Source organism: Chryseomicrobium sp. FSL W7-1435, from assembly GCF_038595005.1.
Lineage (GTDB): Bacteria > Bacillota > Bacilli > Bacillales_A > Planococcaceae > Chryseomicrobium.
On sequence record NZ_CP151997.1, the window covers coordinates 368,210 to 384,648 of the forward strand.

Genomic DNA, 16,439 nt, shown 5'->3' on the forward strand with positions numbered 1-16,439 from the left:
TCAAATTTTGCAGTCCACCCTTAGAAAAGATGGACGGATTTTCATCTATGTTTCACTGGGGAGCTATGGTAAAATGGGAAGCACGACTTGAGACAGAAGAGTGAGGTCAGAAGCTATGTCCATTCCATTTATTACGGTAGAGGGTCCAATTGGTGTAGGGAAAACATCCCTGGCTAAAGCGATTGCCGACACCTATCAATTTGAATTGTTAAAAGAAATCGTTGACGAAAACCCGTTCCTAGATAAATTCTATGACAATATTGCGGAGTGGAGCTTCCAAACCGAAATGTTTTTCCTATGTAACCGTTACAAGCAGCTTGCCGATATCCAACAGCATTATATCGCAAAGGAACGTCCGGTTGCGGCTGATTATCATATTTTCAAAAACTTAATTTTCGCCAAGCGTACATTATCGCCTGTTGAGTATACAAAGTATGAATCGATTTACTCCATTTTAACACGAGACATGCCAGTACCAAATATGGTCGTCTACCTAGATGCCAGTCTCGATGTCCTGCTTGAGCGTATCGAGCTGCGTGGTCGCGATTTTGAAAAGAAGATTGATCCTGCCTATCTAGCACAGCTCTCAGCTGACTACCGTGTCTTTATTGAAGATTTCGAGAAAGCTCACCCAGAAGTCCCCGTTCTTCGTTTTAGCGGAGATGACTTCGATTTTATTCAGAACCCTCAAGACTTGGCCCATATTTTAGATAAAGTAGATGCAACACTACATAAAAGGAGCTTGCAACGATGAATTTACGAGACAAATACGGCATTCCCCATGATGCGGTTATCACGATTGCTGGGACAGTTGGTGTCGGCAAATCAACGATGACAAAAACACTAGCGGAGGCGCTAGATTTCAAGACTTCATTTGAAAAAGTCGACACGAATCCTTACTTGGACCGTTTCTATGATGACTTCTCTAAATGGAGCTTCCATTTGCAAATCTACTTCCTAGCAGAGCGTTTCAAGGAGCAGAAGCGCATGTTTGAATACGGTGGAGGCTTTATCCAAGACCGTTCTATCTATGAAGACACAGGTATCTTTGCACGTATGCATAAAGAGAAGGGTACGATGGATCCAGTAGATTATGAGACATACACGAGCCTTTTTGATGCAATGGTCATGACTCCATACTTCCCACACCCTGATTTACTGATTTATTTGGAAGGGTCTCTTGAAAGCATCATCGGACGTATCCAAGAACGCGGTCGTCCAATGGAGCAACAAACCCCAATCACTTACTGGGAAGAGATGCACGGACGCTATGAAAATTGGATTGATAATTTTAACGGCTGTCCTGTACTTCGTTTGAACATCAACGACTACGACATCGTCAAACGTCCAGAAGATGTTGAGAAAATATTAGACCGTATCGGAAGCCACTTAACAAAGACGGCTGTCTACCGCGGTTAACTTGTTTGGCCCCTTCGACCTTTTGAGGTTGGAGGGGTTTTTTGATGTGGCTTTCGTGATTACTGGTGCACTTTTCCGATTTGGGGTTTATATTTGCTCTCGGGTGATTGCTTCGACGCTGGAATTATAGTTTTCATCGCTATATTTGCAATTTTCGTCGCTCAAGCCGAGGTTTGCGTCACTCAGATGGGTGACGGGAATTGCTTCGACGCTCGAATAAGAGTTTTCGACGCTGGATTCACAATTTGCGTCGCTCTAAACAAAGTTTTCGACGCTCAAGCCAAAGAGAGCAAAGTGTAGACGTTAAAATCCCCACAAACAAAAAACTGCCCGCCCCACTTAAAGTGAGACAGGCAGTTCGAAATATTCAGACACGATAGTTCTAAGAAAAATTCGATCTGGAGTGATCGAATTCAATCTCATGTTTATGCGTGTGTGTGTTTTAAAATGGAGGAGGTAGAGGGATTCGAACCCCCGCGCGGTCTGACCCGCCTGTCGGTTTTCAAGACCGATCCCTTCAGCCGGACTTGGGTATACCTCCGAAGTACAGGAATAAATTTATCACGTCTAAAATTCAAAGTCAATAAAGAAATTGATTTTTTTCATAACAATTTTTATCGCAGCATTTGATTTTTCGATCTGAGGTGCGTATACTAGTAAATGCCGTGCTAGGTGGGAAGGTAGCGGTGTCCTGTAACTCGCAATCCGCTCTAGCGAGACTGAACTCCTTCTCTGAGGCTGTTTGCATGTGAGGTCCGGTGTTTGCACGTAGTGTTGACGTCCGGGTCCTGCGCAATGAATACCCATGAACCATGTCAGGTCCGGAAGGAAGCAGCATTAAGTGGAGTTATTTATGTGCCGCGGGGTAGCCTGGGCTGAGCTAACGACAAGCGTGCCGCTTATGTGTAGCAGTCGAAGGAAGGTGCACGGTATACATAGAAGATTCACCCGTTTTCCGTTAGGGAAGGCGGGTTTTTTTATGGTATAATAGAGAGAGTGACTGACGATTAGAAATGGAGTGGAATGTGTGACTTATCAAGCGTTTTATCGTGCGTATCGCCCACAATCATTTGGTGAAATGTCTGGGCAAAAACACATTAAGCAAACCCTCCAGAACGCACTCGACTCTGGAAAAACAACGCACGCTTATTTGTTTTCCGGACCACGTGGTACAGGGAAGACGAGTACAGCTAAAATATTTGCTAAAGCTTTAAACTGTGAAAACGGACCTGCAAAAGAACCTTGTAATACGTGTGCAATTTGTACAAGCATCACAGACGGTTCAAATCCAGATGTCCTTGAATTTGATGCTGCCTCTCACTCTCGCGTTGAAGAAATGCGTGATGTGATTGAAAAGGTACGCTTTGCTCCATCAAATGCCCGTTACAAAGTGTATATCATCGATGAGGTGCATATGCTTTCTACGAGCGCATTTAATGCTCTTCTTAAAACATTAGAAGAACCACCGCCACATGCAGTTTTCGTACTAGCGACAACAGAGCCACATAAAATTCCTCTGACCATCATCTCCCGTTGTCAGCGATTCGATTTTAAGAGAATTTCACACAGTGACATCGTGGAGCGCATGATTGAGGTCCTGGATGATGCAGGTATTCCCTACGATGAAAAAGTGCTACGCCTGATCGCCCAAGCTTCTGCAGGTGGGATGCGAGATGCGCTCAGTCTATTAGACCAGGTTGTTTCGTACAGCGCAGAGACGATGACAGTTGAAGATGCCTTATTTATCACAGGGTCAATCGGTTCCGATGCCTTCGTGCAAATTGCTGAGGCATTAGTCGATGGCAATGTGAACGAGGCGCTTTCCTCATTAGACCGCTTGATTATGGACGGAAAAGATCCAGTCCGGTTGTTAGAAGACTTTGTCACCTTCTTCCGAGACTTATTGATCATGCAACACGTGGAGTCGCCAGAAGAAATGGTCGAGCTGGCAGAGCTTACAGAAGAGGTCAAGACACTCTCGAAGCGGTATTCACAACAACGTCTCTATTCAAGCATTCAGATCGCAACGGAAATGCAGCAGGAGATGCGTTTCTCCAACCATCCTAAAATTTACGTGGAAACGGCACTTATCCGTTTGTCACAATTAACAGATCAACCAGTAGCGACAGGGACGTCCTCTGTTTCAGATGAACAAGTCCAACGTCTAGAAAACAAAATTGCGAAACTCGAGGCCCAATTGCGTGCTGGAAGTGGGGGAGCTACTCCTGCCGAATCGCCAAAGCAAAAACGCCAACGCGGCCCAAGTGGCATTAAAGTGCCAACAGGTCGTATTCAAGAGGTCTTGAAATCTGCTACGAAGCCGGCCATCCAACAAGTGAAGACCCAGTGGGCGCAAATTCTTCAGCAGCTGCAGCGGTCACACGCAGCTCTCTTGAATGATGCAGAACCTGTTGCGGCATCCGATACTGCTTTTGTGTTAAAATTTAAATATGAAATTCACTGCCAGATGGCAATGGATAATCAAACGTTCTCAACGCTCTTCCCACAAGTAGTGGAAGATGTCACGGGAACATTATATGAAGTACTTTACACCCCAGAAGAACAATGGCTAGAGATTCGCTCGTCATTCATTGCGGGCAATCAGTTAGCCGGTATCGTCGAAGAGTCAGAAGAGGAAGACGGGCAAGAAACGCTCGAAGATCCACTAATTTCTGAGGCGACCAAATTGTTTGGGGAAGATTTCGTGGAAATTAAAGAAGACTAGAGGAGGAAATCACTATGCGTGGTGGAATGGGAAATATGCAAGGTATGATGAAACAAATGCAAAAAATGCAAAAGAAAATGGCAGAGGCTCAAGAAGAACTAGGTACACAACATTTTGAAGGTGTTGCTGGTGGCGGTATGGTCAAAGTAACAGTTACGGGTCACCGTGAAGTTGTGGGTGTCGCTCTTGATGAGGCTGTTGTCGATCCAGAAGACGTAGAAATGTTACAAGATTTAATTGTCATTGCTACAAACGAAGCATTGAAGAAAGCAGAAGAGACATCGAATGCCACTATGGGCCAATTCACGAAAGGATTGAACCTCCCTGGCATGTTCTAGGAGGACACCAGTATGCATTATCCAGCTCCGATCTCAAAATTAATCGATAGCTTTATGAAACTGCCAGGCATCGGGCCAAAGACAGCGGCTCGTCTGGCGTTTTTTGTGTTAAGTATGAAGGAAGACACGGTTACAGACTTTGCAAAAGCACTGATTGATGCAAAACGTAACCTCAGCTATTGTACGGTCTGTGGTCATATTACCGACATCGATCCGTGTGCCATTTGCCAAGATACGTCTCGTAATCAAACTATGATTTGTGTTGTTCAAGACACGAAAGATGTGATTGCGATGGAAAAGATGCGTGATTACCAAGGTCTTTACCATGTTTTACATGGGGCTATCTCTCCTATGGAAGGCATAGGCCCGGAGGATATCAATATCCCACCACTTCTTCAACGACTTCAAAATGAGCAAGTGCAAGAACTCATCTTAGCAACGAACCCTACTATAGAAGGAGAAGCAACAGCGATGTATATTTCTCGTCTCGTGAAGCCTTCTGGAATACGCACTACACGTATTGCCCATGGCCTACCTGTAGGAGGCGACCTCGAATATGCAGATGAAGTGACATTATCGAAGGCGCTAGAAGGGAGACGGGAGCTGTAATGGCTTTATTTTCCCGCCGAGCTAAGATTAAAAAAGAGTTTGACGCTCGCTTTATCCGTTTATTAGAAGAAACACGTGAAGACTGGCATACTGCCCAGGCTGTCGAAGCCCATCTTGATGATTATGATCTTGACGCTATTGCTAAACGAAAAACGTTAGAGAGCATTCATTTCTATCTTTATGGTGAAGCGAAGCGGCGACAAGTAGTCTATAAACGAAAGTAATCTCATATAGTGAAGGGAAAGGAGCTGTGAGATGGTGTATCTCGGTCTTTCCCTTTTTCTTTTGATTGTTTTGTATGTATTACGAAAACCCTTGGCTCATCTCTTTGATTGGTCAGGTCGTTTTTTATGGAGAGCTGCAGTTGGCATTCTTTGTTTGTATGTAGTTCACTTAACAGCGAGCTACACCGGAAGTGATTGGTATATACCTATCAATTATTTTACCGCGGGTTTTACAGTGATTTGTGGGGTGCCAGGAGTTCTCGGGATAGTGATTTTATCTTTTTTGCTATAAGGTGAAAAAGATGTTGACCAATAAGTAAATACCATGTATTATAAATTAGGTCGCCAAGACAACACTGAATCACAGAAACACTATTGTGAAATAAAGTGTTGACAACAACTTGTAGAGTTGGTATACTTTAAAAGTTGTCTCAAGACGACATATGAACATTGAAAACTGAACATGCAAGACGTCAAGATAGAGCGTCACCGCCCCGACCCCCGTTGGGTGTGCGTGACGCAAACACGAACCAAGTCACTTCCTATAAACGGATGTGACGGACGTTCAAAATGGATATCGTTACTTTTTAAAAGTGACAGATGCCAGCAACAAAATGAGCTTATATTAAGTTCTCTTTATGGAGAGTTTGATCCTGGCTCAGGACGAACGCTGGCGGCGTGCCTAATACATGCAAGTCGAGCGGATGAAAAGAGGAGCTTGCTCCTCTCGATTCAGCGGCGGACGGGTGAGTAACACGTGGGCAACCTGCCCTGTAGATTGGGATAACTCCGGGAAACCGGGGCTAATACCGAATAATCCATCGGACCTCATGGTCCGATGTTGAAAGACGGTTTCGGCTGTCACTACAGGATGGGCCCGCGGCGCATTAGCTAGTTGGTGAGGTAACGGCTCACCAAGGCCACGATGCGTAGCCGACCTGAGAGGGTGATCGGCCACACTGGGACTGAGACACGGCCCAGACTCCTACGGGAGGCAGCAGTAGGGAATCTTCCACAATGGACGAAAGTCTGATGGAGCAACGCCGCGTGAGTGAAGAAGGTTCTCGGATCGTAAAACTCTGTTGTGAGGGAAGAACAAGTACCGGAGTAACTGTCGGTACCTTGACGGTACCTCATTAGAAAGCCACGGCTAACTACGTGCCAGCAGCCGCGGTAATACGTAGGTGGCAAGCGTTGTCCGGAATCATTGGGCGTAAAGCGCGCGCAGGCGGTCCCTTAAGTCTGATGTGAAAGCCCACGGCTCAACCGTGGAGGGTCATTGGAAACTGGGGGACTTGAGTGCAGAAGAGGAAAGCGGAATTCCAAGTGTAGCGGTGAAATGCGTAGAGATTTGGAGGAACACCAGTGGCGAAGGCGGCTTTCTGGTCTGTAACTGACGCTGAGGCGCGAAAGCGTGGGGAGCAAACAGGATTAGATACCCTGGTAGTCCACGCCGTAAACGATGAGTGCTAAGTGTTAGGGGGTTTCCGCCCCTTAGTGCTGCAGCTAACGCATTAAGCACTCCGCCTGGGGAGTACGGTCGCAAGACTGAAACTCAAAGGAATTGACGGGGGCCCGCACAAGCGGTGGAGCATGTGGTTTAATTCGAAGCAACGCGAAGAACCTTACCAGGTCTTGACATCCCGCCGACCGCCTAGGAGACTAGGCCTTCCCTTCGGGGACGGCGGTGACAGGTGGTGCATGGTTGTCGTCAGCTCGTGTCGTGAGATGTTGGGTTAAGTCCCGCAACGAGCGCAACCCTTGATCTTAGTTGCCAGCATTCAGTTGGGCACTCTAAGGTGACTGCCGGTGACAAACCGGAGGAAGGTGGGGATGACGTCAAATCATCATGCCCCTTATGACCTGGGCTACACACGTGCTACAATGGATGGTACAAAGGGCTGCAAACCCGCGAGGGCAAGCCAATCCCATAAAACCATTCTCAGTTCGGATTGTAGGCTGCAACTCGCCTACATGAAGCTGGAATCGCTAGTAATCGTGGATCAGCATGCCACGGTGAATACGTTCCCGGGCCTTGTACACACCGCCCGTCACACCACGAGAGTTTGTAACACCCGAAGTCGGTGGGGTAACCATTTATGGAGCCAGCCGCCGAAGGTGGGACAGATGATTGGGGTGAAGTCGTAACAAGGTAGCCGTATCGGAAGGTGCGGCTGGATCACCTCCTTTCTAAGGAATATTTCGGAACAGACCCTTGGGTCTGAGACTTGACGTCTTGCAGTTCAGTTTTGAATGTTCATACATTCAGAACCTGTTCTTTGAAAACTGGATAGAACGACATTGATTGTAACAAACACAACGTCAAGCAATTGACGTGTGACCTTAAGTCTCTTCTTTTTTAGAGGAGCACTAACTTAGGTTAAGTTAGGAAGGGCGCACGGTGGATGCCTTGGCACTAGGAGCCTATGAAGGACGGCACTAACACCGATATGCTTCGGGGAGCTGTAAGTGAGCTTTGATCCGGAGATTTCCGAATGGGGAAACCCAGCATGCGTAATGGCATGTTACCTTCCAGTGAATACATAGCTGGTCGGAGGCAGACCCAGGGAACTGAAACATCTAAGTACCTGGAGGAAGAGAAAGAAAAATCGATTCCCTGAGTAGCGGCGAGCGAAACGGGAAGAGCCCAAACCAAGAGGCTTGCCTCTTGGGGTTGTAGGACACTCTATACGGAGTTACAAAGGCGATAGGTAGACGAAGCGGTCTGGAAAGGCCCACGACACGAGGTAAAAGTCCTGTAGTCCAAACCTATTGCCCTCCAGAGTGTATCCTGAGTACGGCGGAACACGTGAAATTCCGTCGGAATCCGGGAGGACCATCTCCCAAGGCTAAATACTCCCTAGTGACCGATAGTGAACCAGTACCGTGAGGGAAAGGTGAAAAGCACCCCGGAAGGGGAGTGAAACAGATCCTGAAACCGTGTGCCTACAAGTAGTTAGAGCCCGTTAATGGGTGATAGCGTGCCTTTTGTAGAATGAACCGGCGAGTTACGATTCCATGCAAGGTTAAGTCGAGGAGACGGAGCCGCAGCGAAAGCGAGTCTGAATAGGGCGAATGAGTATGGGGTCGTAGACCCGAAACCAGGTGATCTACCCATGTCCAGGATGAAGGTGAGGTAACACTCACTGGAGGTCCGAACCCACGCACGTTGAAAAGTGCGGGGATGAGGTGTGGGTAGCGGAGAAATTCCAATCGAACCTGGAGATAGCTGGTTCTCTCCGAAATAGCTTTAGGGCTAGCCTCAGATAAAGAATCTCGGAGGTAGAGCACTGTTTGGACTAGGGGCCCATCCCGGGTTACCGAATTCAGACAAACTCCGAATGCCGATGATTTGTATCTGGGAGTCAGACTGCGAGTGATAAGATCCGTAGTCAAGAGGGAAACAGCCCAGACCACCAGCTAAGGTCCCAAAGTAACCGTTAAGTGGAAAAGGATGTGGCGTTGCTTAGACAACCAGGATGTTGGCTTAGAAGCAGCCATCATTTAAAGAGTGCGTAATAGCTCACTGGTCGAGTGACGCTGCGCCGAAAATGTATCGGGGCTAAACGGTTCACCGAAGCTGTGGATGCATACCTAGGGTATGCGTGGTAGGAGAGCGTTCTAAGGGCGTCGAAGCTTGACCGGAAGGACAGGTGGAGCGCTTAGAAGTGAGAATGCCGGTATGAGTAGCGAAAGATGGGTGAGAATCCCATCCACCGTATGACCAAGGTTTCCTGAGGAAGGCTCGTCCGCTCAGGGTCAGTCGGGACCTAAGTCGAGGCCGATAGGCGTAGACGATGGACAACAGGTTGATATTCCTGTACCACCTCCCCGCCATTTGAGTGATGGGGGGACGCAGTAGGATAGGGAAGCGTGCGGTTGGATGTGCACGTTCAAGCAGTGAGGTGTGATGTGAGGCAAATCCCGCATCTACAACACCAGGCTGTGACGAGGAGGACGTAGTCCGAAGTTTCTGATTTCACGCTGCCAAGAAAAGCCTCTAGCGAGGCGGGAGGTGCCCGTACCGCAAACCGACACAGGTGGTCGAGGAGAGAATCCTAAGGTGAGCGAGTGAACTCTCGTTAAGGAACTCGGCAAAATGACCCCGTAACTTCGGGAGAAGGGGTGCTCTGACAGGGTGAAAGCCCGAGAGAGCCGCAGTGAATAGGCCCAGGCGACTGTTTAGCAAAAACACAGGTCTCTGCAAAACCGTAAGGTGACGTATAGGGGCTGACGCCTGCCCGGTGCTGGAAGGTTAAGAGGAGTGCTTAGCGCAAGCGAAGGTGCGAATTGAAGCCCCAGTAAACGGCGGCCGTAACTATAACGGTCCTAAGGTAGCGAAATTCCTTGTCGGGTAAGTTCCGACCCGCACGAAAGGCGTAACGATCTGGGCACTGTCTCAACGAGAGACTCGGTGAAATTATAGTACCTGTGAAGATGCAGGTTACCCGCGACAGGACGGAAAGACCCCGTGGAGCTTTACTGTAGCCTGATATTGAACTTTGGTGCAACTTGTACAGGATAGGTAGGAGCCTAAGAGCCCGGAGCGCCAGCTTCGGAGGAGGCGTCGGTGGGATACTACCCTGGTTGTATTGAAGTTCTAACCCATGCCCGTTACCCGGGCAGGAGACAGTGTCAGGCGGACAGTTTGACTGGGGCGGTCGCCTCCTAAAGTGTAACGGAGGCGCCCAAAGGTTCCCTCAGAATGGTTGGAAATCATTCGTAGAGTGTAAAGGCATAAGGGAGCTTGACTGCGAGACCTACAAGTCGAGCAGGGTCGAAAGACGGGCTTAGTGATCCGGTGGTTCCGCATGGAAGGGCCATCGCTCAACGGATAAAAGCTACCCCGGGGATAACAGGCTTATCTCCCCCAAGAGTCCACATCGACGGGGAGGTTTGGCACCTCGATGTCGGCTCATCGCATCCTGGGGCTGTAGTCGGTCCCAAGGGTTGGGCTGTTCGCCCATTAAAGCGGTACGCGAGCTGGGTTCAGAACGTCGTGAGACAGTTCGGTCCCTATCCGTCGTGGGCGTAGGAAATTTGAGAGGAGCTGTCCTTAGTACGAGAGGACCGGGATGGACACACCGCTGGTGTACCAGTTGTCTTGCCAAAGGCATCGCTGGGTAGCTATGTGTGGACGGGATAAGTGCTGAAAGCATCTAAGCATGAAGCCCCCCTCAAGATGAGATTTCCCATTACGCAAGTAAGTAAGATCCCTCAAAGACGATGAGGTAGATAGGTTCGGGGTGGAAGCACAGCGATGTGTGGAGCTGACGAATACTAATCGATCGAGGACTTAACCAAAAAAATCAATGGAGTTCTATCCAGTTTTGAGCGAACAGGCTCAAGGTCTAGTGATGATGGCGAAGAGGTCACACCCGTTCCCATACCGAACACGGAAGTTAAGCTCTTCAGCGCCGATGGTAGTTGGGGGTCTCCCCCTGTGAGAGTAGGACGTCGCTGGGCACACAAGAAGGTCATCCCGTCAGGGGTGGCTTTTTTTGTTGTCTTGAACTTTCTAGTGAAGTCCCGTGAGGGGCAATTAAGTTTCCATAATAGCAGCATCGTGTGAAACGCGGAAGATAGAGGTCGAAACTCCCGACACAATCGTCGAAACCTCCTACACAATCGCCGAAACCCTTTAATTAGTCATCGAAACGCTACCGTAGCACTCTCTGTGAGTACTGACAATCACAAAGCCCTTCCTAGTAAGACCTTGAGTGACCAAGAGCTCTTTCTAGCAAGGGCTTGGGTAGCTCTGGGGTCGACCTGACATAAATTGGTTTCCATAATATCAGCATCGTGTGAAACGCAGAAAATAGGGGTCGAAACTCTCGACACAATCGGCAAAACCTCCGACACAATCACCGAAACTCACTCCGTATCCATCGAATCTCTCCTCAAACTCCAGTCCTCTTCATTCGTTTTTTTGATCTTCAAAACAATCGTCATAAGCAAAATCTGGCTGTTGAAAACCATGCTGAATTTCAACATAATTTCTAACCTGAGAACACTACATCTAGTGTGAATTCTCTGGCTATTGCTACAATTAGGGTCTAAAGTATGGTATAGTGGAAAACGTAACATAACATAAGGGGGTTTTATATTATGAAGAAAAGCAAGATGTTAGCGTTACTCGCAGCACTCATAGCTACACTACTTATCGTAGCTGCATGTGGGTCAAGCGATGAAGGATCAGGAGATTCTGAAGGAGAAGTGTATCAAGTAGGTATTGATACAACGTACCCACCATTTGAATATGAAGAAGACGGTGAATATAAGGGAATCGATGTTGACTTGATTCGTGCGATCGCTGAAAACCAAGGATTTGAAATTGAATTAAACCCAATGGACTTCGGTGGTATTATTCCAGCAGTTCAAGCTGGTCAGTTAGATGTGGCGATTGCAGGAATGAGTATTACGGATGAGCGCAAAGAAGTCGTTGATTTCTCAGATCCGTACTTTGAAGCAGGATTAACACTAGTTACTGCAGCTGACACTTCTGACATTTCAGGGTTAGAAGATTTAGAAGGTAAAACAGTTGTTGTGAAAACTGGAACAACTGGTGCTCAATTTGCACAAGACAATCAAGCTGAATATGGGTATGAAATCACAACATTAGAAGATAGCCCTTCAATGTTCCAAGAAGTTTCTAATGGCAGCGCTGATGTATTAATTGAAGATTATCCAGTTATCGCTTATGCAATTGCACAAAGTAACTTGGATCTTCAAATCGTGGGTGAGCGTCTGAATGGTGATAACTATGGTATTGCTGTACTAAAAGGCGAAAATGCAGATCTACTTGAGAAAATCAACACAGGTCTACAAGAACTTCGTGATAGCGGCGAATACGATGAAATCATCAGTACGTATATCACAGAATAAGTAACAAAACCAGAAAGGCGCGGCAGTATCCGCGTCTTTTTTTATACAAAGGAGTTGAAAGCAAATGCTAGAAAATGTTCAAAATGCTATGCCTACCTTACTTGATGGCCTGCAAGTGACGCTTTATATTTTTGCTGTAGCTATAGTGTTAGGTTTTTTGATTGGTTTGGTAATGGCATTATTCCGATTATCACCGATTAAGCCGCTTCAATGGATCTCTAAAATCTTTGTAGATGCGATTCGCGGAACACCATTTATCGTGCAGCTTTTCTTTATTTACTTTGGATTGAATTCTCTTTCCTTTATCGCACTTGATAATACTTGGGCAGGGATTGTTACAGTTGCCATCAATGCAGGTGCTTACTTTGCCGAAATTATTCGTGCAGGGATCCAATCGATTGACCGAGGACAAACTGAGGCCGCTCGCTCACTTGGTTTAAACTCCAATCAAAATATGAGGTTTATTGTTTTGCCTCAAGCATTCCGTCGGATGTTACCGACAATTACAAATCAAGCAATTATTTCACTGAAAGATACTTCACTACTCTCTATCATTGGTGTTGCCGATTTAACACAACGTGGACGAGTCGTGGTAAGTGCTACATATGAACCGTTTACTATTTACTTATTATTAGGGATTATGTATTTTGTCATTATTTATCTGTTATCCTTACTCTCTAGTTATCTAGAAAGGAGGTTTGTCTTACGATGAGCATGATTCGCGTAGAAAACCTTAAAAAATCATTTGGGAAATTAGAAGTCTTGAAAGATGTAAGTACAGTTATCGAACCATCTGAAGTGGTTTGTGTCATTGGCCCTTCTGGTTCAGGGAAAAGTACATTCTTGCGCTGTTTGAATCGTTTGGAAGACATTACAGATGGTCATGTCTTTGTGAACGGTCAAGATATCACAGATGATAAGGCAAATGATATTAATAAAATTCGTCAAGATGTAGGAATGGTGTTCCAGCAATTTAATCTTTTCCCTCATATGACAGTTCTGCAAAACGTTACGCTTGCTCCTGTGAAGCTGAAGAAGCTCTCAGCAGCAGACGCTGAAAAGAAAGCCTATTCCCTTCTTGATAAAGTAGGGCTTCGTGAAAAGGCTGACGCTTACCCTGGAGAACTATCGGGTGGTCAGAAGCAACGTGTAGCGATCGCTCGAGCACTTGCAATGGATCCCAAGGTGATGTTGTTCGATGAACCAACGTCTGCACTTGACCCGGAAATGGTCGGGGACGTGTTAGATGTCATGAAGGATTTAGCAAAAGAAGGAATGACGATGGTCGTTGTCACCCATGAGATGGGCTTTGCTGCTGAAGTGGGGGATCGTGTTATCTTCATTGACGGTGGCTACATCGTTGAGGAAAATGTTCCTAAAGAATTGTTCGGTAATCCGCAACATGAACGGACGAAATCTTTCTTAAGTAAAGTTTTATAAGAGAGGGAGGTACTCACTTAGTGAGGCCTCTTTTTTTGTATGAAAAAAGACAGCCCTTATTGGACTGTCTTACCTTACTTATTGAGCTGTGTAGCCGCCATCGATAATCATCGTCTGGCCCGTCATGCCTTTTGCTTGTTCTGAAGCAAGGAACAATGCCGCATGCGCGACTTCGCTTACGTCTAGTAAACGTTTTTGAGGAATTAATGGGTACAAGACTTCATCGAGTACGTCTTCGATATCGACGTTGCGTGTTGCTGCAAGGTCAGCCATCTGGCCACGTACTAATGGTGTATCTACATAACCAGGTGCGATTGCGTTCACTGTGATACCGTGCTCAGCGCCTTCAAGAGCCGCTACCTTCGTCAGACCGATTACGCCGTGTTTTGCACTGTTATAAGCTGCTTTACCAGCAAAACCAATAACTCCGTTGATAGAAGCGATATTGATCACGCGACCAAAGCCTTGCTCTTTCATGATTGGGAAAACGTGCTTCATTAAGATGAAAGGTGCTGTTAGCATGATTTTTTGCATCAATTCAAATTTCGCTGTTGGGAAGTCTTCGATAGGTGATACGTGTTGCAGACCTGCATTGTTGATCAATACATCCACAGAACCGAATGTTTCTTTTGTTGTGGCCACTAAGTTGATCAAATCGTCTTCGTTCGTTACGTCAGCTTTGATACCGATTGACGTAAAGCCTTGTGCGTTTAATTCGTCAGCAGATGCTTTAACGCCTTCTTCATTGATATCTGAAAGAACGACTTTTGCGCCAGCTTGTGCGAAATATTTACCGATTTCAAATCCAATACCACGTGCTGATCCTGTGATGATGACTACTTTATTTTCTACCATGTTGTTTCCTCCTCTGATTTTGTATTACATGATGCCGATTGCGCCCATGATGACACCAATCACTAAAGCAATTGTTGGAATCAAGAAAGCAACCATAAATACGTCTTTATAGGTTTCGCGATGTGTAAGGCCTGTAACAGCTAGTAAAGTTAAAAGCGCTCCGTTATTTGGGAAGATAGAAGCACCCGAAGCAACCGAAGCAATTCGGTGGAATACATCAGCACTAATGCCAGACGTTTGTGCAAGAGATGCAAATGTATCTCCTAGCGTTCCAAGTGCAATTCCCATACCACCCGAAGCAGAACCTGTGATAATGGCCATGACTTGTACAGAAACAGCTTCTGCAACGAGTGGATTGTCAGAAATGCCAAGCAACCATTCTGTAATCGTGTCGAAGGCTGGGACGATGGCGATAACAGCACCGAATCCAACAGCAGCACTTGTATTCAAGATAGCCATAACCGAACCTTTTGCTCCTTCATTGATGGATTCAATAAACACTTTGTACAAGCGGATATTGAGAATAAGAATTGTCAAAATACCTACTAATAGTGCGTACAAAGGTTCAAATTTAAATCCATTCAACAAGATAACCACTACAGCTAGCGGGATAAGAGAAATGATCCAGTTGGGAATAATCTGTTCCCCGGCTTCTTCCAGCTTTTTAGAGGGCTCTGTAAAGCCTTCTCCAGCCTTTGTCAGTTGCTTCTGACGGTAATGCAGCCAGAAGTATCCGCCGACCGCCATAATGAGTGATGTGACAATTCCGATGATCGGAGCTGCCATAGGCGTTGTCCCGAAATACTCCATCGGTATTAAATTTTGAATCTGTGGCGTTCCAGGCATGGATGTCATGGTGAACGTGAAAGCCCCAAGAGCAAATGTCGGAACGAGCAATCTGCGAGAAACGTTTGCCTCGCGGAACAATTCAAGTGCAATCGGATAAATAGCAAACACGACTACAAATAAGCTGACCCCGCCATAGGTTAAAACTGCAGCTGCAATCAAAACACCAAGAATTGCACGTTTCTTTCCAATAAGTTGTGTTACTTTTAAAGCCACAGCTTTTGCTGCGTTAGTTGTCTCCATCAATTTTCCGAAGACTGCACCTAATAAGAAAATCGGGAACCATTTGACTACAAAGCCAACGAGTCCTTCCATATAAGTACCTGTGTATGTGTCAAAAACATCTAATCCACTCATCAGGGCGACTACACCAGCAGCCAAAGGGGCTACCCATAGAATAGACCAACCAAAGTAGGCAAGGACCATTAATAACAATAGTCCTGTTAATATGCTCAGCATGTAGAATATCTCCTCTCGTCTACGCTATGCGAACTGTCCTCTAAAGAAGAGGGCAAAATGGTATCCTATCATTAGGGTAATTGGAAGTCAATGCAAATGAAACTTGTTGATATACCTTGATTATTGCGACTATTTTCGATATCCTAAGTATAAATTATTGAAAGCGATTACAGGGGGTCAATCAAATGGCGACAGAAAATTTATATGCCTTATGGTTTCAGACAAGTAAACGGTATTTGCAAAGTGTGACCAAACGAATGGAGGGGTATGGGCTGACATTGGACAGTTTTCGTATTTTAGAGTTACTTCAAGGCAATCCTGATAGGACCTTTACGGTGCAGCAATTGAGTAGTTCATTAGATATTCCAAGTGGTAGTATCACAAATGTCACCAACCGATTACTGCGAAAAGAACTGATCACAAAACGACCGTGCCCTACAGATAAACGGTGGTCATTTGTTGAAATTACAAAACTAGGGAATCGTTTAATTACGAGTCTATTAGAAGAGCATTTTTCCTACCTAGAAGAGAGCTTTTCGGCATTAGATAAGCAAGAGAAAGCCCAGCTAGTAAAAATGCTGCAAAAAATGAATCAGGACCCTGCATAAGGGGTGGTATACTGAAAACAACTAGTGAAAA

12 protein-coding genes, 1 tRNA gene, 3 rRNA genes and 1 other RNA gene are annotated in these 16,439 nt (G+C 46.1%); 14 read left to right on the forward strand and 3 right to left on the reverse strand.

Annotation, left to right across the window (positions count from 1 at the left end; genetic code table 11):
- Window positions 1–115: 115 nt before the first annotated feature.
- Together MKY84_RS02045 and MKY84_RS02050 are read left to right on the forward strand one after the other, a co-directional pair.
- Window positions 116–754: a deoxynucleoside kinase gene (locus MKY84_RS02045; protein ID WP_342527433.1), complete on the forward strand. Its 639-nt coding sequence runs from the start codon at window positions 116–118 to the stop codon at window positions 752–754.
- A complete protein-coding gene (locus MKY84_RS02050) occupies window positions 751–1,419 on the forward strand; it encodes a deoxynucleoside kinase (protein WP_342527434.1) in 669 nt (222 codons plus the stop codon). The genes MKY84_RS02045 and MKY84_RS02050 overlap by 4 nt, the downstream gene beginning before the upstream one ends.
- Window positions 1,420–1,867: 448 nt before the next feature.
- Here MKY84_RS02050 and MKY84_RS02055 read toward each other — a convergent pair.
- Window positions 1,868–1,960: transfer RNA gene (locus MKY84_RS02055), tRNA-Ser, on the reverse strand.
- A gap of 122 nt (window positions 1,961–2,082) precedes the next feature.
- Between MKY84_RS02055 and ffs the strand changes: the two genes are divergently transcribed.
- The 11 genes from ffs (at window position 2,083) to MKY84_RS02110 (ending at window position 13,640) form a co-directional block, all read left to right on the forward strand.
- Window positions 2,083–2,349, forward strand: an RNA gene (gene ffs / locus MKY84_RS02060) — signal recognition particle sRNA large type.
- 97 nt (window positions 2,350–2,446) lie between these two features.
- Entirely contained in the window at window positions 2,447–4,144 is a 1,698-nt protein-coding gene (gene dnaX / locus MKY84_RS02065) for a DNA polymerase III subunit gamma/tau (RefSeq protein ID WP_342527435.1), read from the forward strand.
- A gap of 14 nt (window positions 4,145–4,158) precedes the next feature.
- A complete protein-coding gene (locus MKY84_RS02070) occupies window positions 4,159–4,482 on the forward strand; it encodes a YbaB/EbfC family nucleoid-associated protein (protein WP_342527437.1) in 324 nt (107 codons plus the stop codon).
- Window positions 4,483–4,494: 12 nt separating this feature from the next.
- Complete coding sequence (gene recR, locus MKY84_RS02075; protein WP_342527439.1) at window positions 4,495–5,091, forward strand: recombination mediator RecR; 597 nt, start codon at window positions 4,495–4,497, stop codon at window positions 5,089–5,091.
- The gene (locus MKY84_RS02080; protein ID WP_342527440.1) at window positions 5,091–5,315 is read left to right on the forward strand and encodes a YaaL family protein; all 225 of its coding nucleotides are present in this window, start codon (window positions 5,091–5,093) and stop codon (window positions 5,313–5,315) included. The genes recR and MKY84_RS02080 overlap by 1 nt, the downstream gene beginning before the upstream one ends.
- Window positions 5,316–5,950: 635 nt before the next feature.
- Window positions 5,951–7,505: ribosomal RNA gene (locus MKY84_RS02085) — 16S ribosomal RNA — on the forward strand.
- A gap of 188 nt (window positions 7,506–7,693) precedes the next feature.
- Window positions 7,694–10,619, forward strand: a 23S ribosomal RNA gene (locus tag MKY84_RS02090).
- A gap of 46 nt (window positions 10,620–10,665) precedes the next feature.
- Window positions 10,666–10,781, forward strand: a 5S ribosomal RNA gene (gene rrf, locus MKY84_RS02095).
- The 16S, 23S and 5S rRNA genes sit together here, the layout of an rRNA operon.
- A gap of 642 nt (window positions 10,782–11,423) precedes the next feature.
- Entirely contained in the window at window positions 11,424–12,200 is a 777-nt protein-coding gene (locus MKY84_RS02100; protein WP_342527441.1) for a transporter substrate-binding domain-containing protein, read from the forward strand.
- Window positions 12,201–12,264: 64 nt separating this feature from the next.
- On the forward strand, window positions 12,265–12,912 hold the full coding sequence (locus MKY84_RS02105) for an amino acid ABC transporter permease (protein ID WP_342527442.1): 648 nt from the start codon (window positions 12,265–12,267) through the stop codon (window positions 12,910–12,912).
- Window positions 12,909–13,640 (forward strand): amino acid ABC transporter ATP-binding protein, encoded by a 732-nt coding sequence (locus MKY84_RS02110; protein ID WP_342527443.1) that lies wholly within the window; start codon window positions 12,909–12,911, stop codon window positions 13,638–13,640. The genes MKY84_RS02105 and MKY84_RS02110 overlap by 4 nt, the downstream gene beginning before the upstream one ends.
- Window positions 13,641–13,718: 78 nt before the next feature.
- Here the strand turns inward: MKY84_RS02110 and MKY84_RS02115 are convergent, their stop codons facing one another.
- Window positions 13,719–14,495 carry a 3-hydroxybutyrate dehydrogenase gene (locus MKY84_RS02115; RefSeq protein ID WP_342527445.1) on the reverse strand — a complete coding sequence of 259 codons (777 nt, stop codon included), beginning with the start codon at window positions 14,493–14,495 and terminating at the stop codon, window positions 13,719–13,721.
- A gap of 24 nt (window positions 14,496–14,519) precedes the next feature.
- The gene (locus tag MKY84_RS02120; protein ID WP_342527447.1) at window positions 14,520–15,800 is read right to left on the reverse strand and encodes a GntP family permease; all 1,281 of its coding nucleotides are present in this window, start codon (window positions 15,798–15,800) and stop codon (window positions 14,520–14,522) included.
- A 185-nt stretch (window positions 15,801–15,985) separates the two neighbouring features.
- On the opposite strand from MKY84_RS02120, the gene MKY84_RS02125 reads away from it, so the two are divergent.
- Window positions 15,986–16,408: a MarR family transcriptional regulator gene (locus tag MKY84_RS02125; RefSeq protein WP_342527448.1), complete on the forward strand. Its 423-nt coding sequence runs from the start codon at window positions 15,986–15,988 to the stop codon at window positions 16,406–16,408.
- Window positions 16,409–16,439: the final 31 nt, after the last annotated feature.

Bases quoted from the DNA above. Each gene is read 5' to 3' on its own strand.
- MKY84_RS02045 (WP_342527433.1), top strand. From the start codon at position 116: ATGTCCATTCCATTTATTACGGTAGAGGGTCCAATTGGTGTAGGGAAA.
- MKY84_RS02050 (WP_342527434.1), top strand. From the start codon at position 751: ATGAATTTACGAGACAAATACGGCATTCCCCATGATGCGGTTATCACG.
- MKY84_RS02070 (WP_342527437.1), top strand. From the start codon at position 4,159: ATGCGTGGTGGAATGGGAAATATGCAAGGTATGATGAAACAAATGCAA.
- recR (WP_342527439.1), top strand. From the start codon at position 4,495: ATGCATTATCCAGCTCCGATCTCAAAATTAATCGATAGCTTTATGAAA.
- MKY84_RS02080 (WP_342527440.1), top strand. From the start codon at position 5,091: ATGGCTTTATTTTCCCGCCGAGCTAAGATTAAAAAAGAGTTTGACGCT.
- MKY84_RS02100 (WP_342527441.1), top strand. From the start codon at position 11,424: ATGAAGAAAAGCAAGATGTTAGCGTTACTCGCAGCACTCATAGCTACA.
- MKY84_RS02105 (WP_342527442.1), top strand. From the start codon at position 12,265: ATGCTAGAAAATGTTCAAAATGCTATGCCTACCTTACTTGATGGCCTG.
- MKY84_RS02110 (WP_342527443.1), top strand. From the start codon at position 12,909: ATGAGCATGATTCGCGTAGAAAACCTTAAAAAATCATTTGGGAAATTA.
- MKY84_RS02115 (WP_342527445.1), bottom strand. From the start codon at position 14,495: ATGGTAGAAAATAAAGTAGTCATCATCACAGGATCAGCACGTGGTATT.
- MKY84_RS02120 (WP_342527447.1), bottom strand. From the start codon at position 15,800: ATGCTGAGCATATTAACAGGACTATTGTTATTAATGGTCCTTGCCTAC.
- MKY84_RS02125 (WP_342527448.1), top strand. From the start codon at position 15,986: ATGGCGACAGAAAATTTATATGCCTTATGGTTTCAGACAAGTAAACGG.